This is a genomic window from Gymnodinialimonas sp. JB5-7 (assembly GCF_055693405.1).
This window is the reverse complement of record NZ_JBVFUX010000012.1, coordinates 369,760-393,520: the sequence shown is the minus strand read 5'-3', so window position 1 is coordinate 393,520 and position 23,761 is coordinate 369,760. Positions and strand designations below refer to the sequence as shown.

24 protein-coding genes, 1 tRNA gene and 4 pseudogenes are annotated in these 23,761 nt (G+C 62.4%); 13 read left to right on the top strand and 16 right to left on the bottom strand.

Going from position 1 to position 23,761, the window contains the following annotated elements; translation table 11 throughout:
* Positions 1–20: 20 nt before the first annotated feature.
* The 3 genes and pseudogenes from ACZ1HK_RS09705 to ACZ1HK_RS09695 all read right to left on the bottom strand — a co-directional run bounded on the left by ACZ1HK_RS09705 (position 21) and on the right by ACZ1HK_RS09695 (position 1,896).
* Positions 21–443, bottom strand: coding sequence for a hypothetical protein (locus ACZ1HK_RS09705; protein ID WP_472628544.1), 423 nt, complete (start codon positions 441–443; stop codon positions 21–23).
* Between the two features lie 80 nt (positions 444–523).
* Positions 524–1,178: pseudogene (locus ACZ1HK_RS09700) on the bottom strand (GntR family transcriptional regulator).
* A 1-nt stretch (position 1,179) separates the two neighbouring features.
* Positions 1,180–1,896, bottom strand: coding sequence for a M48 family metallopeptidase (locus ACZ1HK_RS09695; RefSeq protein WP_472628543.1), 717 nt, complete (start codon positions 1,894–1,896; stop codon positions 1,180–1,182).
* Positions 1,897–1,995: 99 nt separating this feature from the next.
* Between ACZ1HK_RS09695 and ACZ1HK_RS09690 the strand changes: the two genes are divergently transcribed.
* The 3 genes from ACZ1HK_RS09690 to ACZ1HK_RS09680 all read left to right on the top strand — a co-directional run bounded on the left by ACZ1HK_RS09690 (position 1,996) and on the right by ACZ1HK_RS09680 (position 3,388).
* The gene (locus ACZ1HK_RS09690; protein ID WP_472628542.1) at positions 1,996–2,337 is read left to right on the top strand and encodes a TIGR02300 family protein; all 342 of its coding nucleotides are present in this window, start codon (positions 1,996–1,998) and stop codon (positions 2,335–2,337) included.
* Between the two features lie 85 nt (positions 2,338–2,422).
* Positions 2,423–2,498, top strand: a tRNA-Ala gene (locus ACZ1HK_RS09685).
* Positions 2,499–2,617: 119 nt separating this feature from the next.
* A complete protein-coding gene (locus ACZ1HK_RS09680) occupies positions 2,618–3,388 on the top strand; it encodes a hydroxypyruvate isomerase family protein (protein ID WP_472628541.1) in 771 nt (256 codons plus the stop codon).
* On the opposite strand, the gene ACZ1HK_RS09675 is transcribed toward ACZ1HK_RS09680, so the two are convergent.
* The 3 genes from ACZ1HK_RS09675 to ACZ1HK_RS09665 form a co-directional block, all read right to left on the bottom strand.
* Positions 3,385–4,575, bottom strand: coding sequence for a hypothetical protein (locus ACZ1HK_RS09675; protein ID WP_472628540.1), 1,191 nt, complete (start codon positions 4,573–4,575; stop codon positions 3,385–3,387). The genes ACZ1HK_RS09680 and ACZ1HK_RS09675 overlap by 4 nt on opposite strands.
* A 111-nt stretch (positions 4,576–4,686) precedes the next feature.
* Complete coding sequence (locus tag ACZ1HK_RS09670) at positions 4,687–6,792, bottom strand: vWA domain-containing protein (RefSeq protein ID WP_472628539.1); 2,106 nt, start codon at positions 6,790–6,792, stop codon at positions 4,687–4,689.
* Positions 6,789–7,325 (bottom strand): RNA polymerase sigma factor, encoded by a 537-nt coding sequence (locus tag ACZ1HK_RS09665; protein WP_472628538.1) that lies wholly within the window; start codon positions 7,323–7,325, stop codon positions 6,789–6,791. Before ACZ1HK_RS09665 ends, ACZ1HK_RS09670 begins: the two co-directional genes overlap by 4 nt.
* 253 nt (positions 7,326–7,578) lie before the next feature.
* Between ACZ1HK_RS09665 and ACZ1HK_RS09660 the strand changes: the two genes are divergently transcribed.
* From ACZ1HK_RS09660 to ACZ1HK_RS09650, 3 genes are read left to right on the top strand one after another with little or no spacing between them, the layout of a single operon-like run.
* On the top strand, positions 7,579–8,505 hold the full coding sequence (locus ACZ1HK_RS09660) for a sulfite exporter TauE/SafE family protein (RefSeq protein ID WP_472628537.1): 927 nt from the start codon (positions 7,579–7,581) through the stop codon (positions 8,503–8,505).
* Positions 8,506–8,510: 5 nt separating this feature from the next.
* Entirely contained in the window at positions 8,511–9,266 is a 756-nt protein-coding gene (locus ACZ1HK_RS09655) for a TIGR02186 family protein (protein WP_472628536.1), read from the top strand.
* A 6-nt stretch (positions 9,267–9,272) separates the two neighbouring features.
* Entirely contained in the window at positions 9,273–9,659 is a 387-nt protein-coding gene (locus ACZ1HK_RS09650) for a nuclear transport factor 2 family protein (RefSeq protein WP_472628535.1), read from the top strand.
* Here ACZ1HK_RS09650 and ACZ1HK_RS09645 read toward each other — a convergent pair.
* The 6 genes and pseudogenes from ACZ1HK_RS09645 to ACZ1HK_RS09620 form a co-directional block, all read right to left on the bottom strand.
* Entirely contained in the window at positions 9,656–10,384 is a 729-nt protein-coding gene (locus ACZ1HK_RS09645; RefSeq protein ID WP_472628534.1) for an SDR family oxidoreductase, read from the bottom strand. The genes ACZ1HK_RS09650 and ACZ1HK_RS09645 overlap by 4 nt on opposite strands.
* A gap of 79 nt (positions 10,385–10,463) precedes the next feature.
* Complete coding sequence (locus ACZ1HK_RS09640; RefSeq protein ID WP_472628533.1) at positions 10,464–12,005, bottom strand: ATP-dependent DNA helicase; 1,542 nt, start codon at positions 12,003–12,005, stop codon at positions 10,464–10,466.
* Between the two features lie 37 nt (positions 12,006–12,042).
* Positions 12,043–12,342, bottom strand: a complete 300-nt coding sequence (locus ACZ1HK_RS09635) for a hypothetical protein (protein ID WP_472628532.1) — start codon at positions 12,340–12,342, stop codon at positions 12,043–12,045.
* 166 nt (positions 12,343–12,508) lie between these two features.
* Positions 12,509–13,507, bottom strand: coding sequence for an N-alpha-acetyl diaminobutyric acid deacetylase DoeB (locus ACZ1HK_RS09630; protein ID WP_472628531.1), 999 nt, complete (start codon positions 13,505–13,507; stop codon positions 12,509–12,511).
* Positions 13,504–14,684 (bottom strand): annotated as a pseudogene (locus tag ACZ1HK_RS09625) (M24 family metallopeptidase). Before ACZ1HK_RS09625 ends, ACZ1HK_RS09630 begins: the two are co-directional and overlap by 4 nt.
* Before the next feature lie 78 nt (positions 14,685–14,762).
* A complete protein-coding gene (locus ACZ1HK_RS09620; protein WP_472628530.1) occupies positions 14,763–15,158 on the bottom strand; it encodes a DUF1801 domain-containing protein in 396 nt (131 codons plus the stop codon).
* A 93-nt stretch (positions 15,159–15,251) separates the two neighbouring features.
* On the opposite strand from ACZ1HK_RS09620, the pseudogene ACZ1HK_RS09615 reads away from it, so the two are divergent.
* From ACZ1HK_RS09615 to ACZ1HK_RS09585, 7 genes and pseudogenes are all read left to right on the top strand, one after another.
* Positions 15,252–16,621: pseudogene (locus ACZ1HK_RS09615) on the top strand (aminotransferase).
* Between the two features lie 95 nt (positions 16,622–16,716).
* Positions 16,717–17,353, top strand: a pseudogene (locus ACZ1HK_RS09610) (DUF4178 domain-containing protein).
* Positions 17,350–18,498, top strand: coding sequence for a DUF4178 domain-containing protein (locus tag ACZ1HK_RS09605; RefSeq protein WP_472628529.1), 1,149 nt, complete (start codon positions 17,350–17,352; stop codon positions 18,496–18,498). Before ACZ1HK_RS09610 ends, ACZ1HK_RS09605 begins: the two are co-directional and overlap by 4 nt.
* Positions 18,495–18,635 (top strand): hypothetical protein, encoded by a 141-nt coding sequence (locus ACZ1HK_RS09600; protein WP_472628528.1) that lies wholly within the window; start codon positions 18,495–18,497, stop codon positions 18,633–18,635. Before ACZ1HK_RS09605 ends, ACZ1HK_RS09600 begins: the two co-directional genes overlap by 4 nt.
* A 3-nt stretch (positions 18,636–18,638) precedes the next feature.
* The gene (locus ACZ1HK_RS09595) at positions 18,639–18,821 is read left to right on the top strand and encodes a hypothetical protein (RefSeq protein ID WP_368476291.1); all 183 of its coding nucleotides are present in this window, start codon (positions 18,639–18,641) and stop codon (positions 18,819–18,821) included.
* Between the two features lie 29 nt (positions 18,822–18,850).
* Positions 18,851–19,069, top strand: a complete 219-nt coding sequence (locus tag ACZ1HK_RS09590; protein ID WP_368476290.1) for a DUF350 domain-containing protein — start codon at positions 18,851–18,853, stop codon at positions 19,067–19,069.
* Entirely contained in the window at positions 19,066–20,640 is a 1,575-nt protein-coding gene (locus ACZ1HK_RS09585) for a polyamine aminopropyltransferase (protein ID WP_472628527.1), read from the top strand. Before ACZ1HK_RS09590 ends, ACZ1HK_RS09585 begins: the two co-directional genes overlap by 4 nt.
* Before the next feature lie 148 nt (positions 20,641–20,788).
* Here the strand turns inward: ACZ1HK_RS09585 and ACZ1HK_RS09580 are convergent, their stop codons facing one another.
* From ACZ1HK_RS09580 to ACZ1HK_RS09565, 4 genes are all read right to left on the bottom strand, one after another.
* On the bottom strand, positions 20,789–21,415 hold the full coding sequence (locus ACZ1HK_RS09580; protein ID WP_472628526.1) for an alpha/beta hydrolase: 627 nt from the start codon (positions 21,413–21,415) through the stop codon (positions 20,789–20,791).
* 28 nt (positions 21,416–21,443) lie between these two features.
* Positions 21,444–21,884, bottom strand: a complete 441-nt coding sequence (locus ACZ1HK_RS09575) for a VOC family protein (protein ID WP_472630814.1) — start codon at positions 21,882–21,884, stop codon at positions 21,444–21,446.
* Complete coding sequence (locus ACZ1HK_RS09570; protein ID WP_472628525.1) at positions 21,884–22,363, bottom strand: VOC family protein; 480 nt, start codon at positions 22,361–22,363, stop codon at positions 21,884–21,886. The genes ACZ1HK_RS09575 and ACZ1HK_RS09570 overlap by 1 nt, the downstream gene beginning before the upstream one ends.
* A 221-nt stretch (positions 22,364–22,584) precedes the next feature.
* Entirely contained in the window at positions 22,585–23,760 is a 1,176-nt protein-coding gene (locus tag ACZ1HK_RS09565; protein ID WP_472628524.1) for an ABC transporter permease, read from the bottom strand.
* Between the last annotated feature and the right edge of the window lies 1 nt (position 23,761).

The following is a 23,761-nucleotide window of genomic DNA, read 5'->3' as shown; positions in this document are numbered from 1 at the left end:
GCGGCGCGCTGGCGCTGCCGTCACTCGGCTGGCCCAATATAGCTCAAGACAATTTGGTGTGCGCGGAACTGGTTCGTCGGGATCAGGCAATCTCGAACGATGCTTTCCCCGGTGAAAGTGATCCGCAGAGGGTCTTGTTCAACCCGTCCGCGCACGGGGAAAGTTGTCTGACCACACACCTCGCTGCGCAGAATGACTGAGCCGGCGAGCGTGCTGCCATTTATGCGTCCCTGGAAGAAGGTGGCGTTTGGAAATTCGCCTGCATATTGCGCCTCTTCGCTGGGGGAAAGGTGCCGGATGATGCGGGCTTGCCCTGCATCGGACAGGCGCATCACTGACCCATCTGTCATGGACCACAGGCTGTCACTGACGGCTGTAGTCGGGATCAGCAGATAAAGCGCGGCAAACAAAACGCCTGAGGCTGTGTGCAATGAACGGATCATGCCAGATGGTTGCAACCTGCCGCACGGGCCGCAAGTACGGGTTTCCGGAACCCTCGGGCACGGCCCAGTGCTCGGTCTTATCAGTTCGCCAAGAGCCGCAACCCTTGGGTGACATCGGCCCGCAGGGCGAGCCGTAGACCCGGTTCATCCCCCGCCTTCAAGGCTGCAAGGATCAGGCGGTGGTGCGGTGGCGCCTCGGTCCGTCCCAAGCGGCCGTAGAGCGCGCGCATGGTCGGACCCATCTGCAGCCAGACGGTTTCGGCCAGGGCCAGCATCGCAGGCGCCTGCGCGCGCAAATAGAGGGTGCGGTGAAATTCCAGATTTGCCCGGATGTAGCCGACCGCGTCACGGCGCGCGATCACCTGGGCGACCTGCGCGTTGATCGCCTCCATCCGTTCGATCAGCGCGGGGTGCGCGCGGGGCAGGGCGCGTGAGGCCAATTCTGGCTCAAGCAGCGCACGGATCGCGGCAAGCTCCTCAATGCGTTCGTTGGACAGCTCAGGCGTCGAAACCCGGCCGGAGGCGGACAGAAACAGCGCGCCTTCGCTCACCAACCGGCGCACGGCCTCCCGCGCAGGCGTCATGGACGTGCCGAACTCCTTGCCCAGGCCGCGCAGGGTCATCGCCTCACCCGGGCCGACTTCGCCATACATGATGCGGGTTCTGCAGGGCCCGGTAGACCCGATCATGGGCGACGGCGGCACCGGTTTCCGTGGGGCGAGGGTTCATCAGCATGTCAGCTCGGGTCTCCGTCAAAACGCCAGGCCAGCAGGTCGGCGCCGTTTTGCTTGATCCAACGGCGGTGGAGGTCCGTGTCAGGGCACAACCGCTTGCAGACCGCCCAGAAGCGATCCGAATGGTTCATCTCGGCCAAATGCGCGACTTCGTGGGCGGCCACATAGTCGAGGACCTCGGGCGGGGCCATGATCAGCCGCCAGGAGAACATCAGATCCCCCTTCGACGAACAACTGCCCCACCGCGACCGGGGGTCGCGCAGGGTGATGCGGCCATAGGGGCGGCCAAGTTTTCCTGCATGGCGCGTCACCGCCGCCGCCAGCCGCTCTCGTGCAAGGGCCGTCAGCAGGGCCTTGATGCGCGGCCCTTCCCGTGGACCCACGGGCACTTCAATGCGACCATCTGTGAAGCGGGCTGCTCGACCCGGCCCTTCCACGACCTCGCGCGGCTGCCCACAGATCGGAACGCTAGCCCCGATTTGCGCACGCTGGACCTCGGGTGCGCGCTGCAAATGCTGGCGTACCCAATCCTCCCGCGCGCGCAGAAAGGCCAGGGCTTCAGACTCAGGTGCCCATGTCGGAAGGCTAAGGGACACCCGCCCATCCGCCCTGCTTACGCGAAGAGAAAACCGTTTTGCGCGGGCATTGCGGCGCACCAAAACCTCCACCGGGGGATCACCCGGCAGGACATGGGTTGAAACGGGCGCGCGCGTAGCCAAATGACACCTCTCAGGCGGGATAGGGGAAAGCCTTTGACAGTCCTCTGACACTATGGCAGAGGACCGCATCCCGCGATACCGATTATGCAAGGGGGTGTCATGCCCAAAGAGGAATGGGGCGTTAAGCGCGTCTGCCCCACCACTGGAAAACGCTTCTACGATCTGGGCGCTGATCCGATCGTCAGCCCCTACACGGGCGAAGTCGTAATCCTTGAGACCGGCAAAGGCGGCGCGCAGAGCCTTGTCGCCGACAAATCCGCGACCAAAGCTAAGGAAGCGGAGACCGAGGAAGAAGATCTGGTCCTCGATGACGATCTCGACATCGAAGAAGATGCCGACGCCGACATCGATGATGATGATGTGCTGGATGATGACGACGAAGATACCGTCGCACTTGATGATCTGGCTGATGTAGCCGCCGAAGGCAGCGACGACGACTGATTTTGGTTGAGGCCGGGATACGCGGCTTTGCAGCGATTTTTTCGCTTGCACGGTCCGCCGCCCGGCCTTAAACCGCACCACCGATGGGGCCTTAGCTCAGCTGGGAGAGCGCCTGCATGGCATGCAGGAGGTCAGCGGTTCGATCCCGCTAGGCTCCACCAAGTGTTTTTCGCAGAGCGAAAAACACGTCGCCCGGCAGGGGCTTTTCAACGAAAAGCTCCCGAAAGGGCAAATCGTCCGCAATATAGACACTTCCTGTGGTGCGAGTTACCAAGCCCACATGCCGTTTTCCGCAAACCTTGGCTTCCTCTGGACCGACCTCTCGCTGCCCAATGCCATCCGGGCCGCGAAAACTGCCGGGTTCGATGCGGTCGAATGCCATTGGCCCTATAACACGCCATCGCAAGACGTGGCCGCCGCATTGCGAGAGACGGGCTTGCCCATGCTCGGGCTCAACACCGTTCGGGGCGACACCTCTGCCGGTGAAAACGGCCTCTCGGCCTTGCCAGGCCGCGAGGGGGAGGCGCGCGCGGCCATCGATCAATCCATCGCCTATGCGACAGAGATTGGTGCGCACGCCGTCCACGTGATGGCCGGGTTCGCACAAGGGCCTGAGGCAGATGCCACCTTTATCGCAAATCTTACCTATGCGTGCGCAAAGGCGACGCCGCATGGCATCACGATCCTGATTGAGCCACTGAACCATCACGACGCGCCCGGCTACCATCTGCAGACGACGCATAAGGCCCGCGAGATCATCGATGCGGTCGCTGCTCCAAACCTGAAGCTGATGTTTGACTGCTATCACTTGCAGATCATGCAAGGCGACCTGACGCGCCTGCTGACCGAATGCATGCCGTTCACCGGCCACATCCAATTCGCCTCTGTCCCGGATCGTGGGCCGCCTGATGTGGGTGAGGTCAACTACCCGCATATCTTTCAGCATATTCGCGCACTTGGGTGGACCGCGCCGCTTGGGGCGGAATACAAACCCGGTGGGCCTACGGACCCAACGCTTGGCTGGCTGCGCAACCCGACGTTCCGGGCCTAGCGTTCGACGTCTGCGTCGATCCCAAGTTCCGTTGCCCGGGCGCGGATTGCGGCGACGTGGCTTTCCCGCTCTGCCCCGCTCCACAAGCTTATCGTCAATTCCTTTGGGCCCATTGCGAAGATGCAGCTTTCAGCGGTGCCCGTATCGCTACCGGCAAAGATCCGGGAGCCCGCAAGGAGCGGGAAGGTGCGACCGACGCGGACGGGCGGCAGGAGCGATAGAATGACGTCGTAGGGCGCAAACCCGAAAAGCTGCCTGGGATAAAGCCAGGGCGCACGGGGATGCAGCCAGCGATGCACTTGTGTGATCCGCCTATACCACATCTGAGTGAAAAGCGGGCTTGGGCCGCGCGCCTTAAGCGTTGTGGCCAGATCTTTTGCGTAGGTTTCGAAAGCGTCCGATTTGGGAATGCGCACCTCATCCATGCGGACGGTCAGATACTCGTCGTCGCACAGGTGTACGCGGGCTGCGGGCCGGTTCGAATAAGCCGCAAAGATCCCCTTCTTGCCGGGCTTTCGGTGGTGTGTGGTCAAGGCGAATAGAAGGTCACGCTGGCTAATGCCGATCCCCTTCGCGACGCGCTTGAGGTCCGTTCGGTCCAAAAGGATCCGCGCCATGGCAAAGTCAGCGCGGTCTGTTTTCTCGAACGCGGCCATGCTCAGGTTGATGACCCACAGAAGCGGGATCACAAGCCAGACACCCAGTCGCGCCAATACAGGTATTCGGGCTGAGATAGTCGAACGCTCAGACCGGATCGCGTCGCGTCCACGAAGCAGGTCGGCCACATCCCCGCCTTCCATCAGGGCATGGGTTGTCTGAAAAACGATCCGGCTTTGCGGGCCGTTCGGGGAGGGAATGATCTGGCATAGCGCACGAAATGCAGGTTTGCCGGTATCGTGCAGCGGATGGGCGAGGCGATGGGACAGGTCCCGTGCTGCGGTTTGCGCGTTTTCGTATTCCTGGAACGCGCATTGAGTGTGCCAATTGCCGGTGGCGTCACAGTCATGGCCGTTGTCCTGTAAAGACTCGCGCCACATCAACTGGGGCGCTGCTTCCACAACGTCGCCCACGAGCTGCAGAAACGATTCTTCCGTCACGGCACGGGGCAGATCGACCACCACATGCACGGTATTGCGTGCATGGGCGAGGTAGTATTGCAGGCCGGTGAACCGGCGGAAATTTGTCATACGCGTCTTTGTGTTACCCAGCGGAAGCCTGCGCGCGATCCATTCCACTTGCAATGAAATAAGGCGCCCGAGCCCTAAAGGACCGGGCGCCTGAACGTCATGAAAAAGGGTCTATTGGGAGAGGCTTTGTGCCAGGCGCATTAGCTGCACGGCCTCCTGCCGGTAGCCGAACTCGTCTTCACCGCGATTGGCATTGGCGAGCGCAATGGCTTCGTCATAGCCCCAATCGCCGAGGAACTCGTTGCCGCGCAGAAGCTGGCCAAAGCCTGCGATGGCAGCGGCGAATTGTGCCTCCTGCCCCGGCTCCGAAGGTGCTGCGGGGATGGCGAAATCGACCAGCGTGCTGTCTTCTTCGCCTGGCTCTTTCCAGCGCAGCGAGATGAAGCCAAGCTCATCGCCAAACTCCGTCTCTGGCCCGTCGTCAGCGGCATAGCGCAGGGGGGCAACCAGCGTGGCGGGGGAACCGACGGGTGTGACCTCATATATCGCCGTCACAGAATGCCCTGCGCCCAATTCACCGGCATCAACCGCGTCATTGGCGAAGTCTTCACGGGCGAGACCGCGCGTCTCGTAGCCGATCAGGCGGTATTCGGCGATGACCTCAGGGTTGAATTCCACCTGGATTTTCAGGTCATCCGCAATTGGGAAGAGGGCCCCGGCCAGTTGATCCACCAGCACCCGCTGTGCTTCGTGCAGGGTGTCGATAAAGGCAGCCGTGCCATTCCCGTTCTGGGCCAGCGCCTGCATCGTGTCGTCTTGCAGGTTGCCGCGCCCGAAGCCCAGGACGGACAGGTAAATGCCCGTATCACGCTGCTCGCTGATATAGTCTTCCAGCGCGTTCGGATCGCTGATCCCAACGTTGAAATCCCCATCCGTTGCCAGCAGCACGCGGGACACCTCACCCTCTTCAGTCATCTCGGCGGCCAGGTCATAGGCGGCCTGCAAGCCGCCCACGCCATTGGTGCCGCCACCTGCCTGCAAGGCCGTCAGCGCAGCCGAGATTGTGGTGGTGTCACTGGCCGATGTCGGCTCTAATGCCACACCGGCGCTGCCGGCATATGTGACAATGGCGACCTGATCCTCGGGGTTCAGCCGATCAAGCATCAGGCGGAACGACTGGATCAGCAGGGGTAGCTTGGTCGGGTCGTTCATGGAACCCGACGTATCCACAAGGAACACAAGGTTTAGCGGCGGGCGATCTTCAATCGCCGGAAGCTCCCCCTGAATGCCAATATGGACCAGCTGCGTGTCGGGGTTCCACGGGGTCTGGAAGACTTCAACAGTCGGACGGAATGGGCTGACATCATCTGCATCGGGGGCGGGCAGGTCATAGGGGAAGTAGTTCATCATCTCCTCGATGCGGATGGCATCGGGGGCGGGAAGCTGGCCGCGGTTCAGGGACGAGCGCAGCAGGGAATAGGCCGCCGTGTCCACGTCGCTGGAGAAGGTCGAGACCGGGTTCTCGGCCACAACTTGCACCGGGTTGTCGTCTGCGTTAGCGAATTCCTCGGTGTTTTGCGGGGTGGGAAGAGGTGCGGCGTCCTGGAAAAAACCGGTCGCGACGCGACCTTCCTGCTGGATCACTGTGGCGTTGCCATTGCCAAACTGAGTGATGCCGACGGCGCTGGATTCCTCAAAGGATAGGACGCCATTTTGCTCACCACTTGCCGTCGCATTGAAGCCATTTGGTACGGCCACGCTTGGCAAAGCGATGTCGGGTGCAGCTTCAGCATCGGCGATCTCGGTTCGCGGCTGCGGGGCCGGAGTCGGCGCAGGTGCGCCATCGGTGCTGATAGGCGCCAGGGCCACGTCATCCAGCACAAGCTCTTCGGCTTGTGCATTTGGGACCGATCCGGTCTCTGCCTCGGCAGGCAGCGGATCAACTTCGCTTATGCCGGGATTTGTAAGCGTCTCAGGGCCGCGCAAAAGATCCTGCCCATAGGGGCTGAGCGTCAGGACGCCCACAGCGACAAGGGCGGTTGTGGCGGTCAATGCGCCGGTGGTACGGGTCAAAAGCATATCAAAAGCTCCTCTGAAAAATCCCTTCTTCGGCGAAGGGTCAGAGCTTTGACGGGCCGCCTGTAGCGATCCTTGGGTGCGCGTGAAAATTTCCTGCGACCGCGCCAGTGTCTCTGCCTTGCGCGCAGCATCGGGCGCGGGCGTCGCTGCCTCCATCGCGCGTTTCAGGTCGTTGAGGTCCATATCGTCGGAGGTCATTGTGCCTCCTCCCTTGTTTTCATCTCGCGCAGCATCTTCTTTGCCTCAGAGACGCGCCATGCGATCGTTCCCTCGGACACCCCAAGGATTTCAGCGGCTTGCGCCTGTGTGACGTCATCCAGCACCAGGGCCAACGTGTCGCGCAGACTGGGCGAAAGGCCCGCCATCGCGCGGTAGAGCCAATCGGCGCCCTCTGCGGCCTCGGCCGCGGTCTTCTGACGATCCACTTCCCAATCGGCCCATCCATCCGCGGCCCGGCTGTAACTTGCCGCACGTCTTCGTCGGTCGGTCGCGGCGTTCACCGCCACCCGGTAGAGCCACGTTGTAACCTTCGCATCGCCCCGGTATCCCGCGAGTTTGCCGGGTAAGGCGAGGCATATGTCTTGTGTGAGATCCTCGGCCTCTGCCTTGGCCCCGGTCAGACGGAAGCACAGGCCAAACAGCCGGTCATAGACCCGCCCGAGCAAAAGCTCGAACGCGGTCGCGTCACCGCCCGCGGCCGCAAGGGCCAAGTCTTCGTCACTCACATCCATGCGCATCTCATACCTTATGACGGCGCGCGCGGGGCAATCCTTGGGTCGATTTCAGAAAAAAGTTCAACGAGCACGCTTTCGATAAATGAGACTTTTATTCTCAAAATGCCCTTGACGAGCGGATGCGCTCCGTCCCACACGAAGGCACTGCCCCATTGGCTGAGTCTCATTGCCGTGATTGGCCATGGTGCCGCAGTGCAGAATCCCGATAGCCGGGGTACACGCGACGCGACTCAACGAAAGCTCAGTGCCAATGCAGATCTATCTCCCCATCGCCGAGGTGAGCGTAAACGCTTTCCTTCTGCTGGGGCTGGGTGGGCTTGTCGGCATTCTATCGGGCATGTTTGGCGTGGGCGGCGGGTTTCTGATGACCCCGCTGCTGTTTTTCATCGGCATCCCGCCAGCCGTCGCCGTTGCGACTGAGGCGAACCAGATCGTCGCGTCGTCGTTTTCCGGCGTGTTGGCGCATTTCAAGCGAAAGACGGTGGACCTCAGGATGGGGGTCGTCCTGCTGATCGGCGGCCTTGTCGGGGCCGCGATCGGGGTGCAGGTCTTCGCCGCACTGACCGCGATTGGGCAAGTCGATCTGCTGGTGAAGCTTTGCTACGTGGTCTTCCTGGGGATCATCGGTGGGCTGATGTTCTTCGAAAGTCTGAACGCCATCCGCAAGGCCCGTGCTGCCGGTGGAGCCGTGGCCGTACCCAAACGCCGCCAGCGTGGGTGGATCGATGCGCTGCCCTTCAAGATGCGCTTCCGGACCTCTGGCCTTTATATCTCGGTGATCCCGCCTCTTTTGGTGGGCCTGTTCGTTGGCGTTCTCGCGGCCATCATGGGCGTGGGCGGCGGATTTATCATGGTGCCCGCCATGATCTATCTGCTTGGAATGCCGACGAAAGTTGTCGTCGGAACGTCGCTGTTCCAGATCATCTTTGTGACAGGTTTCGCGACACTGATGCACGCAACCACGAACTTCACTGTCGATATGGTGCTGGCCGTTCTGCTGTTGGTCGGCGGTGTGGTTGGCGCGCAGATCGGGGCGCGGATCGGGACGCGTCTGAAGGCTGAGCAATTGCGTATTCTGCTCGCGGTGATGGTGCTCGCGGTTTGTGGGAAACTGGCGTTTGATCTGTTGGTTATGCCCTCTGAACTCTACTCGATTGGCGCGGGAGCGGCACATTGAGACGCATGGTACAAACTCTCGTCGGGCTTGCAGCCCTCCTCGCAGTTTGTCTGCCTTTGCGGGCCGAAACGGTGGTGGCAGGCCTGAGCCGCGATGCGATTAACATCACGGCCAATTTCGTGGGTTCTGAGATCCTGATTTTCGGGGCAGTTGAGCGGGATGCCCCGTCGCCTGAGGGTGACCTGGAAGTCATCATCACGATCGAAGGGCCGTCCCAGCCAGTTTCCGTCCGACGCAAGGACCGACGCTTTGGGATTTGGGTAAATGCGGCCTCGATTGAGGTCGACGAAGCGCCGTCGTTCTACGCCGTTTCCACGACTGGACCCTTTGATGAGGCGTTAAGTCAGGTGGAAGACCTGCGGCACCACGTTTCAATCTCCCGCGCGATCCGGGCGGTTGGCGTTGGAGTCGAGCATCCCGAAGAGTTCACCAACGCTTTGATCCGTATACGAGAATCCGAGGATCTCTACCAAACCATCGAGGGTGGCGTCACTCTTCGTAACGAAACCTTGTTCGACACTTCGATCCGTTTGCCTGCAAACCTTGTTGAAGGTGACTACAGGACCCGCATATTCTTGACGCGTGGGGGCGAAGTCCTCGATGTGTATGAGCAGGATATTGCGGTGCGGAAAGTCGGATTGGAACGGTTTATCTACAATCTCGCCCACGAACGGCCGTTGGTTTACGGCATCCTTTCGCTCGCCATTGCCATTGCGGCTGGATGGCTGGCCTCAGCCGTCTTCCGCTATATCCGGGCCTGAAGGGCCGTGTCCGCCGAAGCCCAAGCTGTCGTCCGCCGGTTCTGGAAGGCTATGGCGACAAACGATTTCCACGCTGCAAGCCTTTGTTTAACTGAAGATTTCCGCCTGCAATGGCCGCAATCTGAAGAGATGATCGAAGGGCGAGAGAACTTCGCTGCGGTCAATACGGCGTATCCGGCCAACGGGCTTTGGACCTTTGATTTGCGCCGGATTGTTGGCGAGGGCGACCAGATCGTCACCGAGGTTGGGATCAGCGATGGTGAGATGCGCGCGACCGCCATCACCTTTCACACGGTGCGCGGCGATCTCATTGCTTTGCAAAGAGAATTTTGGCCCGATCCATTCGAGGCACCGGCCTGGCGGCGGCAATGGGTTCGGCGACCGGGGGACTAGCCGCGGCCGATATAGGGCATGTTGGTGGCCATGACCGTCTGAAACAGGACGTTTGTCGACAGTGGCATGTTCGCCATGTGCAGGACCGAACGAGCGGCATCCTCGACTTTCATCATTGGCATCAAGGGCTTACCCTCGGCAATGAGGCGGTCGTTGAGGGCGTTGACGAGCTCGGTTTGGGCGTTGCCGATATCGATCTGGCACGCTGCAATGTCGAACGGGCGACCATCGAGTGCTAGGGTCTTGGTCAGCCCAGTCACGCCATGTTTTGTTGTGGAATAACAGATACTTCCCTCGCGTGGCGTGTGCGCGGAAAGGGAGCCGTTGTTGATGATGCGGCCGCCTTGGGGGGATTGGGCGCGCATGGCGGCAAAGGCGGCGCGGGCGGTGTTGAACATGCCAGTGAGGTTCACCGCCACGCTGTTGTGCCAATCGGCAGGGTCGATTTCATCTATGGTGCCTTGCGGCGTGAAAATGCCAGCGTTGTTGAAGACGGCATCGAGGCGGCCCCATTCTCCCACAAGCTGCGTAACAGCTTGTTCTACCTGAGTTAAATCCGTGACATCGCCAGGCAGGGCGAGCGCATTTTCGTGCGCCGCAGCCAGTTCCGCGAGCGGTTCTGCGCGGCGGGCGAGGAGGCCAACGCGCCAGCCATCTTCCAGAAAGGCGCGGGCCGTGGCGTGGCCAATCCCGCTGCTCGCACCGGTGATGAGGATGGTTTTCATGGATGTCCTCCGACACTTCCGCAGGGTGCAAGACCCTGTAGTGATCCTGTAGTTTTTTCGTAACTACAATTGTAGTGCATCACGGATCGACTCCGTCACTTTCGGCCTCCAGCGCGAGCGGCGCGGCCTTCACCTCCAGATCATCTATTCCCAGCGCCTCGGTCGGTCGCGAGAGACGATACCGCGTGACCCAGATCAGACGCTCCTCGGCGCGGGTGATCGCGACATAGGCGAGGCGCTTCCAGAGGGCTTGGCCCGCTTCCATCCGGCCGGCCCTTGATGCCGCGTAGAGATCGGGGGCGAAAACCTGAACCTCGGGCCACTGGCTCCCCTGCGCCTTGTGGGTCGTGACCGCAGCCCCATGGAGGAACGCGGCCCCCATGCGGGCGGCGTAGGGAATAAAAGGCTCATCCTCATCCGGTTTTTCGATCTTCACGATGGAGGCGGCGGAAAAGCGTGGGGTTTCGGCGCCGATGACGTGCAGGCGAGAAAAGCCGGGGCGGTTGCCCGGCCCGAGGTAGATCACGGGCGCGCCCTTGATGAGGCCGCGCGCCTCCAGGTCGATGCGCTTCTTACGGTGCTTGAGCGGCAGTTCGATGCCGTCGCAGATGAGCGGTTCCCCCGGCAGAAGCTCATCATCCGCCGCACCATGGGCGGAGCGAAAGGCGGAAATCAGGCGGATCCGGGTGGCGTTGCGCCAGACCAGTACGGGCGAGCGCGCCATCATGTCGGAATTCACGGCACCGGCGACCTGTACGCGGTCATCGGTTGCGGCGGCCTCGGTGATCATGCGCTCAAAATCGGAAAATTCGAGGTTGGGGTCGCCAAGCGCATGGGCGAGGTCGAGGATCGGGTTATCGGCGTCTTGGCGGTGGACGCGGCCCAGATGCAGGAGGTTGGGGCCTTTGAACTTATCGAAGACCATTTCGCCGGATTGGCCCACGGGGGCGAGCTGCGCCGGATCACCGAAGAGGATCAGGACGGGGAAGATTTCCTTGAGGTCCTGATATTGCTTGTCGTCGAGCATGGACGACTCGTCGACCAGCCCAATGTCGAGCGCGTCTTCGCGGCGCTTCCAGCCCGTGATGAAATCGGAGCCGCGCAGGCCTGCGGAGGCGAGGGCGGCGGGGACGGATTTTGTGGCGTCGTAGACGTCCTTGGCGCGGTCGAGGGCGGCGTCGGTTAACGCTTCGATCACCGGGCGTTCACCCTGGCCCGCCATCCATTCGGCGACTTTCTCGAATTCCGGGTCGTAGACGGGGGTGTAGAGGATGCGGTGGATCGTGGTGGCGGGAACGCCCCGGTTGCGCAGCACGGAGGCGGCCTTGTTGGTGGGGGCGAGGACGGCGACGGTGCGGCGGTCTTTGCGGCGCTTGCCTTCCCAATCGCCTGAGATCAGATCAACGCCGGAGCGTTGCAGGGCCTTGACGATTTCGGCCAGAAGGAGCGTTTTGCCCGAGCCCGCTTTGCCGGTGATGGCAAGGACCGCACCCCGCCCTTCAGCGGCTGGCGTGGTCGTTTCGTCGTCGATATCGACGCCCATATCCCGCAGCACCTCGGCCACGCGATCATGGGCCATGGCCTGATCGTCGGAGAAGGTAGGGGCGAGGGCGGTGGTCATGGCGCGACCCTAGCGGGGCCGCGCGGGGGATGCGAGGTCAGATCGACAGATCGGAGAGCCGCAAAGGCGCGGTGACGGTGTCGTCTTCTTCCATGTCATCGGCGGCTTCCGCGATGATCAGTGCCATGGTGCGGGCCAGTTTCGCGTCGGCGCGCCCGGGGCTGTTGCCGTTGAAGGTGGAGGCGATCACTTGATCGGCGGCGAGAAGCGCGCGGATGAGCGCCGTCGCGCGGGCATCGGGGGCGTTCTGGCGCAGGGCCCAGATCACGGAGAGGGGGTCGGCGTCGCTGTTCATCACGGCACCAAGAACGGTTTCGAGCAGGGTTTCGTGGTTCATCGGTCTCGGTCTGTTTCATCGCTGTTTTCAGGAGGAAATGACCGGGATTCTCCCGCGCGGTCGGTTTCAACGACGTCCTGGTGGAGATAGGGCGCAGGGGCTTGAGCACGCAAGGGTGCGGTCTGGAAACAGACAATTCGAGACAAATGGTTAAGCGTTTACCATGTCAGGGAAAATCGAGCGGCCCGCCGTCGGTTCCGATGACAAATGCGCAATCACCGGGCTTGATGAGGCCCGGCACATGGCGGGCCGCGATCAGCCCTGCGCGTTGGGCGTAGATGGGTTTGGGGACCGTTTCAAAATCCTCCGGGTGATAGATATGGGCGAGGATCTGGTGGCGTTCGACCGTGTCGCCCAGATTGACCTGTGGGTGGAAGAGGCCGCGCTGGGTGGCGAAGTGAAAGCCGGTGGGGTCGGACAGATCGAGGGCGCGCGACGGTTTCATGCCCGCGGGCCAGTCGTAGATGACGTGGTTGGCGAGGCATTGGCGGAGGCCGTTTATTGCGATTTCCGCGCTTGTGGCGGTGGCCGTCCCCGCGCCGCCAAGCTCGGTGGTGACGAAGGTCTTTCCGGCCCGTTCGGCAGCCCCGTCGAGCATGCCGGTATCGTCAATCTCGCGCAGGCGCGCGGTGTAGGGGGCGGAGAAGGCGCGGGCGGCCTGGGCGCAGCGGCGATCCTGGTCCGCGTCGTCGAGGATGTGGCTGACGGCCATGGGCAGGAAGTCGAGCGTTTTGCCACCCGAATGCATGTCGATGATGAGGTCGGCGGCGGGGATCAGGTGGTCATTGAAGTAGGCGGCGAGTTTCTGGGTGAGGGTGCCGGTCGGGTCGCCCGGGAAGGCGCGGTTGAGGTTCACGCCGTCGATGGGCGAGGTGCGGGTTGCGGCCATGAAGGCGGGATGGTTGAGGGATGGGATCAGGATCAGGCGGCCTAGGATGTGGTCGGGCTCGGCGCTGCGGATGAGGTGGCGGATGGCGATGGGGCCTTCATATTCGTCGCCATGGGTGGCGCCGGTGACGAGCGCGGTTTGACCGGGGCGGGTGCCGTTGATGACGCAGACGGGGATCATGACATGACCCCAGGCGCTGTCATCGGCGGAGTGGGGGATGCGGATATGGCCGAAGTGCTTGCCGGGTTGGTCGAGGGGGATGGTGAGCGTGGTCATTTCACGAAGACCTCGCGGGGGAGGGTGGAGAGGCATTCGTGGCCGGTATCCGTGATGAGGATGGGTTCGGTGATCTCGATGCCGCCATCGGCGAGCCAGAGGGCGGGCATGAAGTGGAAGGTCATGCCGGGTTGGAGGGGCGTCGTGTCGCCGCGCCGGAAGGACATGGTGCGTTCGCCCCAATCGGGCGGGTAGGACAGGCCGATGGCGTATCCTGTGCGGCTGTCTTTCTCGAACCCCAGCGCGTTGAGGGTGCCGTTGAAGGCATTGGCGACGTCTTCGCAGGTGTTGCCCGGATTGGCCTGGTCGAGGGCTTTGTGGGTGGCTTCCAGCACAGCTTTTTCCGCTTCTTTGTAGTGCTCTGGCATGGAGCCGAGGAAGAGCGTGCGGGATTGCGGGCAATGGTAGCGGCGGTAGACGCCGGCGATCTCGAAGAAGGTGGCTTCGCCGGTTTGCATGGGCTTGTCGTCCCACGTGAGGTGCGGGGCGGTGGCGTCGAGGCCGGAGGGGGTGAGAGGGACGATGGCGGGGTAGTCGCCCCAGGCGTCGCCGGTGCCTTTGGTGGCGGTGGCGAGGATTTCGGCGACGAGGTGGTGTTTGGGCAGGCCGGGTTCAGCCACTTTGAGGATTCGGGTGTGCATGGCCTCCACGATCCTGGCGGCCTTTCGCATGCGGGCGATTTCGGCCTCGGATTTCACCGCGCGTTGCCAGTTCACGAGGCCGGTGGCGTCGATGAATTGAGTGTCTGGGAGGTGTTGCAGCAGCGTTTGGTGGGCGGCAGCGGAGTAGTAGTAATTGTCCAGCTCCACGCCCACACGGGTGCCTGAGCCGCCGCGCTGCCGGATCAGATCGGCAAGGGTTTCATGGGGATGCTTTCGCGGGATTCTGGACGTAGGTGTCATCGTAGCCGATGACGTGATCGTCGGGCATGTAAACCGTCCGCAGCGCGCCGAGGCCGTCCATCGCGCGGCCCCACCAAAGCGGCAGGCCGGTGGGCGGCACGAGGACCGCCTGGTGCACGTAGAAGGACCAGCCGTCATAACCGGTGAGCCAGGCCATGTTGGACGGGTCGGTCACGATGAGCCATTCGACATTTGCCGAATCCATCGCGTGCGCGGGTCTTGGCGAGGCGAGCGGCGTATTCGTCGGGTGAGAAGTTGGGGATGCGGTCGGGCATGGGCGTGGTCCTTTGCGGTCCGGGCAGAAGCCCGGTCTAAGGAAAAGCGTTGCCGACAGAGGACGGTGCCGTCCAGCGTTATTTCAGTCGTTCGAGGCGCCCTTTGGATTTGTAGATGTTCTTGTAATCCCACTGGATCTCACGCGCGTCTGAGAGCCAGCGCGCCAGGAGATCATGGTCGATTTGCGCAGCGTCTGTGTAGCGTTTTTCAGCGGCTTTGAAGGTGCCGGATGCTGCCAGGCCGGGGGTTGGGAAGGACTGGCCAGACCAGAAAAACAGGCGCATGCAGGATTTCAGTTTGGAATAACCGGTGATCGGATTGCCATCCAGAAACCAGACGGGATGGGCGTGCCAGATTTTGGCATGTGCTTCGGGCAGAGCGGCGGAAATCGCGGCGCGAAGCGCGTCCGCGATGGCGCGATCCTCCGGCGCAAGAATGGCGTGAAAGGCGTCGATGGTCTCAGGTTTGGACAAGGGCAAACTCCCATGGAGTGACCCGCGGAGGGTTGCGCAAACGAGGGCTCCGGTCCAGCGTGAAGCCATTCATTCTGACCCGGAGGCCGCGCAATGCTGACGAACGACCAACTCTCCAAATGGGATCGCGAGCACTTCTTTCATCCGTCGACGCATCTGGGGCAGCACGCGCGAGGGGAGGCGCCGGGACGGATCATTCAGAGTGCTGAGGGATGCCATGTGACGGACCGGGATGGGAACCGGCTTTTGGATGCCTTTGCCGGTTTGTATTGCGTCAATATCGGCTATGGCCGGCAAGAGGTGGCGGAGGCCATCGCGGCGCAGGCGCGGGAGCTGGCCTATTATCACTCCTATGTCGGCCATGGCACGGAGGCGTCTGTCACGCTGTCGCGGATGATCGCGGAGCGCGCGCCGGAGGGGATGAACCGCACCTATTTCGGACAAGGCGGGTCAGACGCGAATGAGACCAACATCAAGCTGGTCTGGTATTACAACAACATCCTCGGCCGACCGGAGAAGAAGAAGATCATCAGTCGGTGGCGGGGCTATCATGGCTCGGGGATCGTAAGCGGGTCGCTGACGGGGCTTTCGCTGTTTCACAAGAAATTCGATCTGCCGCTGGATACGGTCCGCCACACGACGGCGCCATACTACTTCCAGCGCGAGGATGAGGCGCAGAGCGAGGCGGAGTTTGTCGCCATGTGTGCTGCCGATCTGGAGGCCATGATCGAGACAGAGGGGGCCGATACGATTGCGGCCTTTATTGCGGAACCGGTGATCGGCACCGGTGGGATCGTGCCGCCGCCGGAAGGGTATTGGGCGGCGATCCAGCCGATCCTGAGGAAGCATGACATCCTGCTGATCGTGGATGAGGTGATTACCGGTTTCGGGCGGTTGGGTGCGATGTTCGGCTCCCCCATTACGGGTTGGAGCCGGATATCATGACCATCGCCAAGGGCCTGACGAGCGCTTATGCGCCTCTATCAGGCTCCATCGTGCATGACCGGGTGTTCGAGGTTCTGGCCCGTGGCACGGATGAGAATGGACCGCTGGGCCATGGCTGGACCTATTCGGCGCATCCGATTGGGGCGGCGGCCGGGGTGGCGAACCTGAAACTGCTCGACTCTCTGGGGCTGGTGGATAACGCGGCGGAGGTTGGCCCGTATCTGACGCAAAGCATGACTGATGCCGTAGGCGACATGCCCCATGTGGGGGATGTGCGTGGTGTGGGCATGTTGACGGCGGTGGAGCTGGTGGCGGAGCCCGGCACGCGCAAAGGCTTTGATCCGGCAGCGAAGATCGTGCCGCAGATCGTGGCGGCCATGGGCCGGCGCGGCGTGATCGCGCGGGCCATGCCGCAGGCGGATATAATCGGGTTTGCGCCGCCATTGTGCCTGAGCCGGGCGGAGGCGGATACGGTTGTATCGGTCACACGTGATGCGATCGCCGAAGTTCTGGGATAGGGGGAAACCTTAGCCCCGGCCCCCTTTACGGCTGCGTCGTGATCCGGCTAGTCTGCCTGCAATTACAGGCAAAGCATTTCGGAACAACGCACTAGATGTCTGACACACACGTCACCTGCCCAAATTGCGGCTATGGCTTTGACAATCTTCGCAAATCCACGCGGATGTTTGATTGCCCGTCCTGCGACACGACGCTGTTTCGCGAGGGCGCTGCGCTGAACCCAATCGGCAATAACGGTGAGATGCACGATTATCCGATGCTGCTGGCCGTGAATGACAGTGTCGAGATTGGCGGGCAGAAATGCCTGGTCGTTGGCCATGCGCGGTATGATTACGGGCGCGGGACATGGGACGAGTTCTGGGTTGAGAACAGCCAGGGCGCGGGCGCTTGGGTGTCCATCGACGAAGGTGATGTGGCGGTGCAGTACCCGTTTTCCGGGCAATGCCGGGCCGCGCCGGAGTGATCCGCCCGCCGTGGGTGAAACGGTGTCCTACAACGGGCGTGACTACACGGTGACCGAAGGCGATACGGCCAAATGCATTGCGGTGCGCGGGCAGTTTCCGGAGCTGATCCAGGTGGGGGACGAGCACTATTTCATCAATGCGTCCGGGCCGTCGGGGCAGCTTTTGTCCGGTGAGTTCTGGGAAGGTGGCCATAGCTGGAGCGATGGTGAGTGGCTGGACCCGTTCACCTTGAAGATTGAGCGGTTGGACGGGAGCCGGGTGGCATGAGCGTGTCGCACGGCCTGAGTTCGATCAACTGCACCTCGTGCGGCGCGGGCCTTTCGGTTCTGGGCGGCGGGCGTGTGCAAAGCCATGTGTGCGGCTATTGCGGTGCGGTTCTGGACACGCAGGACAATTACAAGATCCTCGACAATATCGGGAAGCGGGACCATCCGGCCAGCCCAATGACCATCGGCATGACGCTGAAATATGAGGGCGTCGAGTTCACTGTCATCGGCACGCTTGGGATCATGGAGCGTTATGGCGGGCGAACTTGGCGCTGGGTGGAGCATCAGGTGTTCTCGCCCACCCATGGCTATCTGTGGCTGAATGTCGAGAATGGGCAGATCACGTTCACGCGCAAAGTGCGCGACTACAATATGGGCCATTGGCTGAGCCCCTCGACCGTTGAGCGTGCCGAGACGCCGCCGCGCCGGTCCTATGGGGGGCAGGTTTACAAGTATTACGAGACCTCGGTGACGCAGATCGAATTCATGGAAGGTGAGTTCAACTGGGTGCCGAAACTGGGTGAGAAGAAGCAGGTGGTCAGCCTGCTTGGCCCGGATGCGATGCTTGGTTTGGTGAAATCTGCGCGGGAGCGCGAGGTGGAGCTGACCAAGCTGATGGACCGCGAGGCCGTCGCGAAGGATATGGGCTTTGACGTCAGCGCGCTTGGCCCGGCCCAGAAACACCCGTTGCAGCCGTACAGGCCCATGGCCGAGGAAGGGTTGCTGCGCAAGGCATTGGGATGGACGGCGATCGCCTCGATCGTGTTGGGGATTGTCTTCATGATCATGGGAGGACGGACTGTCCTTGATACGCCGCGCGCGACGCTGGCCGAGTTGCCCGAAAGCTACAGCTTTGAGGTGACGAACCGCAGCCAGCTGTCGCGGGTGCGGCTGGAAAGCAATATGCAAAACGCCTGGGGTGTATTTGCGGTGGAGGTGCTGGGTCCCGATGGTAACCCGGTGGTCGCGGCACAGCGGGCGATCTCCTACTATTCCGGAAGCTCAGGCGGTGAAAGCTGGTCGGAAGGCTCGCGCAATGCCTCGTTCCGGTTCCGGCCCGAAACAACTGGGCACGCACACGATCGCGGCTGGAGCGGGCCGAGGGCGGCAATGCGGCGGACAGCTTCTCCGTCTCGGTCCGGGTGAGCCAGGGCAAGCCCACGGCCTTCTGGATGTTCGTGCTGGCCGCCATCGCGGGCCTGGGATGGCTTTTCGTTGCCGGGCGGCGCGCTATGCACAACTCGGTGCGCTTCGCGGGCTCGGACTGGCATGATGAGGATTAAGCGATGACCCCGATCAGACTTATCATCATCGGTGGCGCGGTCATGGCGCTGATGGGCGCCTCTTACCTAAGTTACTACGGTGTCGGACGCGAAAGCCGCGATCTGGCAGCCTCAACGCAATCGATCCGTACCGGATCATCGGGCGGCGGAAGTGGCGGCTTTGCCTTCTTCGGTCGGATCAAATGAAGTGCCTCAAGCAATAGGAACCTTTGCAGATGTTTGAACAAATCATCGTCGCTGAACTGATCTCGATGCTGTTTTACAGCGTCATCGGGATGGTGCTGATGTACATCGCCTACAAGATCATCGAATTCCTGTCGCCGTTTCCGATCGTGAAGGAGATCGAGGAGGATCAGAACACCTCACTCGCCATTCTGATTGGGTCGGTGTTCATGTCGATGGCGATCATCATTGCGGCTGTCATCCTGTCTTGAGCAAGCCTGATGCGTCAGCTTCGTCCCGCGCGGAGCTGACCCCCAAGGTCGCATGGCTTTTGGCGGCCACCTTCGTGGTGGCGGTTGCGGGCCTGATCTACGAGCTGATCGCGGCGACCATATCCAGCTATCTTCTGGGCGACTCAATTCGCCAATTCTCGTTCGTGATCGGGGTGTTCCTGAGTGCGATGGGCGTGGGCGCCTGGGCCTCGCGCTTTGTGGGTGACGCCTTGGGTGGGTTCGTGCGGGCGCAGATGGCGCTTGGCGTCATTGGCGGTGCGTTGGGGCCGCTTCTATTTTTTAGCTATGCGATTTACGGCGCGGTGGGGCTGCCGCTCTATGGTGGGCTGATCGCGATCGGCGTTTTGTCGGGGATGGAAATCCCGCTGATCAGCCGCGTGATGAAAGAGATCGGGGCGGCGGAGTTCCGGTTCGAGAACGTATTAACCGCCGATTACATCGGGGCATTGGCGGCCTCGTTGGCTTTTCCGCTGCTGATCGTGCCGAACCTGCCGTTGATGTCGGCGTCTGTGGCGTTTGGTATTCTGAACCTGTTGGTGGCTGGGTTCTCGCTTTACCTGTTCCGGGACCGCTTCGGGCGCGCGATGTGGGTGGCGTGGGTCGGGTTCCTCCTCGCGTCGCTCCTCGCCTTTGGCATGAGTGAGCGGATGGTCTCGGCCGTGGATGCGCGGTTGTTTCAGGATGAGGTGATTTTCTCGGAGACGACCTCCTATCAGTCGATTGTCATTACCCGCTTTGATGAGCGGTATCGGCTGTTTCTGGATCATGCGATCCAATTCGATAGCCTAGACGAGCACCGTTACCACGAGGCTTTGGTGCATCCAGCGATGGGATTGGTGCCGGATGTACGCTCGGTCCTGGTTCTGGGCGGAGGCGACGGCATGGCCGTGCGTGAAGTGCTACGCCACGAAGGCGTGGAGCGCGTGGTTCTGGTGGACCTCGACCCGCGTGTGACGGAGCTGTTTTCGACGAACTCGGACCTTGTGGCACTGAATGGAGGGGCGTTGCTGGACGAGCGGGTTGAAGTGGTGAACACCGATGCCTGGGTCTGGGCGGCGGAGGGGCATGGGGATGAGGTCTTTGACGTCATCATCGCGGATCTGCCGGATCCGAAGAGTATCGCCCTGTCGAAGCTTTATTCTGTTGAGTTCTACGCGATGCTGATGGAACGGCTGTCGGGCGTGGGGCTGATGGTGACGCAAGCGGGATCGCCCACCTTTGCCGCGGACGCGTTCTGGATCACCGAGGCCACCCTGGCCGCGACCCGCAACCCCGTGGCGCCGGGCCAGGGGTTGGGCACGCTGCCGTATCAGGTTTATCTGCCGAGTTTCGGGAATTGGGGATTTGTGATGGCCGGGCCCGGTGTGCCGGGTGAGGGACGTGTGCCGGATTTGCCCGAGGGGTTGCGGTATTTGAACGCTGAGGTTTGGCGCGGGGCGCAGGCTTTTGGGGAGGATCAGCTGCCCGCAGGCGAGGTGCCGGTGAACACGATACAGGGGCATCCGCTGGTCGCCGCTTATCAGCGTGGCTGGGACTTCTGGTTTCGGTGATCTGATCTGAAGGAGCGGCTTGCGCCGCATACTCCTTCTCGCCGTCGCGTGTGCCACGCTTGGGGCTCGGGTGGGGGCTGCTCGCCCCCGTCGCGTTCCGCGACTCCCCGGAGGTATTTCCGAACCAGTGGAAGGGCCGGTCGGGCCTTTAGCGGTTCAGCGTGGCGCGGAGGGCGGTGATGTCGTCTTTCAGAATGGAATGGCCCGCGCCGGGGGCGGTGACGAGCGTTGTTTCTGCGCCAAGGTCGCGGAAGATCGCGGCGCTTTTCTGAGCGCGGGTGAGGGGGATATGCGGGTCTTGTTCGTGGACGGATATGTGGACGGGTGTATCGCTCAGGTCCGTGGTGTAGGCGAAGCGTTTGGGGGCGTGGCCGTAGAGTGCATCGGTGGCGGAGCCGTCTGCATCGGAGGTGCCGATGAGGCCTGCCGAGAGGCCGAAGGCGGCCATGAGGTCGCCGGAGCGGGCGGCATATTCGAGCGCCAGGCAGCCGCCTTGAGAGAAGCCCGCGAGGGCGATCTTGGAGCGGGGCATATTGAGCGCGTCGATGGCTGCGTCGATGGCGATTATGCCGGATTGAACGAAGGGCTCCATCTGCGCCGTCGGCGCGAGGAAGGATGTGGGCCACCAGCTGTGGCCGGGGGCTTGCGGGGCGGCCAGAGCGATGTCGGGCAGGCCGAGGGCTTGGCCAAGGCCGAGGATGTCAGCGGCGGAGCCCCCGCGGCCATGCACCAGGACGAGGCCGAAGCGCGCTTGGGTGGGGGAGGCGCCCGCCAAGGTGACGGGCGCCGGGTTGGTAGGGGGCTCATGCGACTTTGAGGGGCGGGAGGACCCGTTCCAGCTTGTCGCGGATGCCCTCGTATTGCGGGGGCAGTTTGAGCGCTTCGCCCAGATGGGCGGGATCTTCGTCGGTGGCGAAACCCGGTGGATCGGTGGCGATCTCGAAGAGAACGCCGCCGGGTTCGCGGAAGTAGATGGCGTTGAAGTATTGCCGGTCGCGAACTTCTGTTACGCCAAAGCCTGCGATTTGCAGTTTCTCCTGCCATTCGAGTTGTTCGGCATCATCGCGGGCGCGGAAAGCCACGTGGTGGATGGTGCCCGCGCCCTGCCGCCCGATGGAGGGGGCGTCGGAGCGCATGATATCGACGACTGCGCCTCTTGCATCGCCGGGTGCGCGGAGGCGGAGGCGTTCTGTGCCATCTTGGCTCTCATGCCCGACCTCTTCCCACCCGAAGTGATCCGTGATCAGGCGGGCGGTTGGGGCGATGTCGTCTTCCCACAGGGTGACGGAATGGAAGCCGTCGAGGGGGGCGTCGCATGTTGTCGGTCGGTCTCCACCAGTTCGACGGGCGCGCCGTCGGGGTCGCGGAGGAGGATCACACGCTCACCGAACCGTTCTTTCGGTCCGAGGAAGTCGATGGCGTTTTCGGCGAGGTCTTCCATCCAGCCGTCGAATTTGCCGTGCGGCACGGCATAGGCGTAGGCGGCGGCCATGCCGGAGCCTGCGCGGCCGGGGCCTGCATCGGCGAAGGGGAAGAAGGTGAGGATCGTACCGGGCTCCGCCGCGTCGTTGCCGTAGTAGAGGTGGTAGGTGTCGGGCGCGTCGAAGTTCACGGTCTTCTTCACAAGGCGCTGTTTCAGCGTGCCGGTGAAGAAATCGACATTGGCCTGGGCGGGACCGGAAATGGCGGTCACGTGGTGCAGGCCGGGGATGGTGGTGGACATGTGCGTCTCTCCTGCGTTGTGGGGCGGTTGGCCCCGTTCATGCGCAAGAGATGGCGCGTTTGCGACTGTGCGAAAAGGCGAGAGAGCGCACGGGCGCTGTGCGCCGGTGCGGAGGTTGTCAGAGCACTTGGCGTTTGAGTGCGGATCGCAACCCGCTGTCTCGCGCCGTTGGCGCGAACGCGGAACGCGATACGAGTGCCTCGGATGAAACGCAAAGTGCTTTAGCGTTCTTTCACGTAAGGCTCACCGCCTGCGCGGGGTGGGATGGCGCGGCCGACGAAGCCCGCGAGGATAACCACTGTCAGGATGTAGGGAAGCGCTTGCATGAATTGCACCGGAAGGACGATGGCGTTGAGGACGGCGCCGACGCCCTCCGACGTGTCGAGCGCAGGCAGGCCAATGGCGAAGACGAGGCCTGCGATGAGCGTGACGACTGGGATCGCGAGGCTGCCAGCGGAGGCTTTTCCACGCAGAAGCGCGATGAGGCGCAGGATCAGCATGATGCCCCCGATCAGCACGACGAAGAGGAAGGTCAGGCTGAGGAAGGTCAGAAGCTCAATATTCTGGAAGCGGTTGCCGACGGCGTCGAGAAAGCCGAAGAGCAGGCAGGCGCCGAGCGCCTCCCACGGGCGCCATTTGGCGAAGATGAGGGCGGCGAGGGCGATGAAGCCGCGACCGGCGCTCATGTCCTTCACGAAGCCTGCGGAGAGGCCGGTGGCGAGGTAGGCGCCCGCCAGGCCGCACAGGACGCCGCAGATGATGACGGCGGCGTAGCGCAGGCCTACGACCGAGATGCCGGCGGTATCCACGGCGGCGGGGTTTTCGCCCACAGCGCGCAGGCGCAGGCCGAAGCGGGTGCGATACAAGACCCACCACGTCAGCGGCACGATCAGGAGTGCGATGTAGACGAGGATGGAATGACCGGAGAGCAGCTCGGAATAAACCTGCCCCATGGGTTCCTGTTGCGCGATGTCGCGGATGCGGGAGGCCGCGCCCGGCAGTACAATCTCGGAAAAACGGGCATCGCCCGTCAGCGCGGGCGTGCGCCCGCCCTGTCTGAACCAGGTCTGTGCGATCACCACGGTCAGACCCGCCGCAAGGAAGTTGATGGCCACGCCTGAGATCAGCTGGTTGCCACGGAAGGTGATGGAGGCAACGCCATGCAGGATAGAGAGCACGACGGAGGCGAGGATACCGACGCCAAGGCCGATCCAGACATTGCCCGACAGGAAGGCAAAGGCCGCTGAGAAGAAGGCGGCGGCCAGCATCTTGCCTTCCAGCCCGATGTCGAAGATGCCCGCGCGTTCCGAGAACAGGCCCGCAAGGCAGGCCAGAAGAAGTGGCGTGGCCAGCCGGAGGGAGCTGTCGGAGAGTTGCAGGATTGTCATGAAATCCATG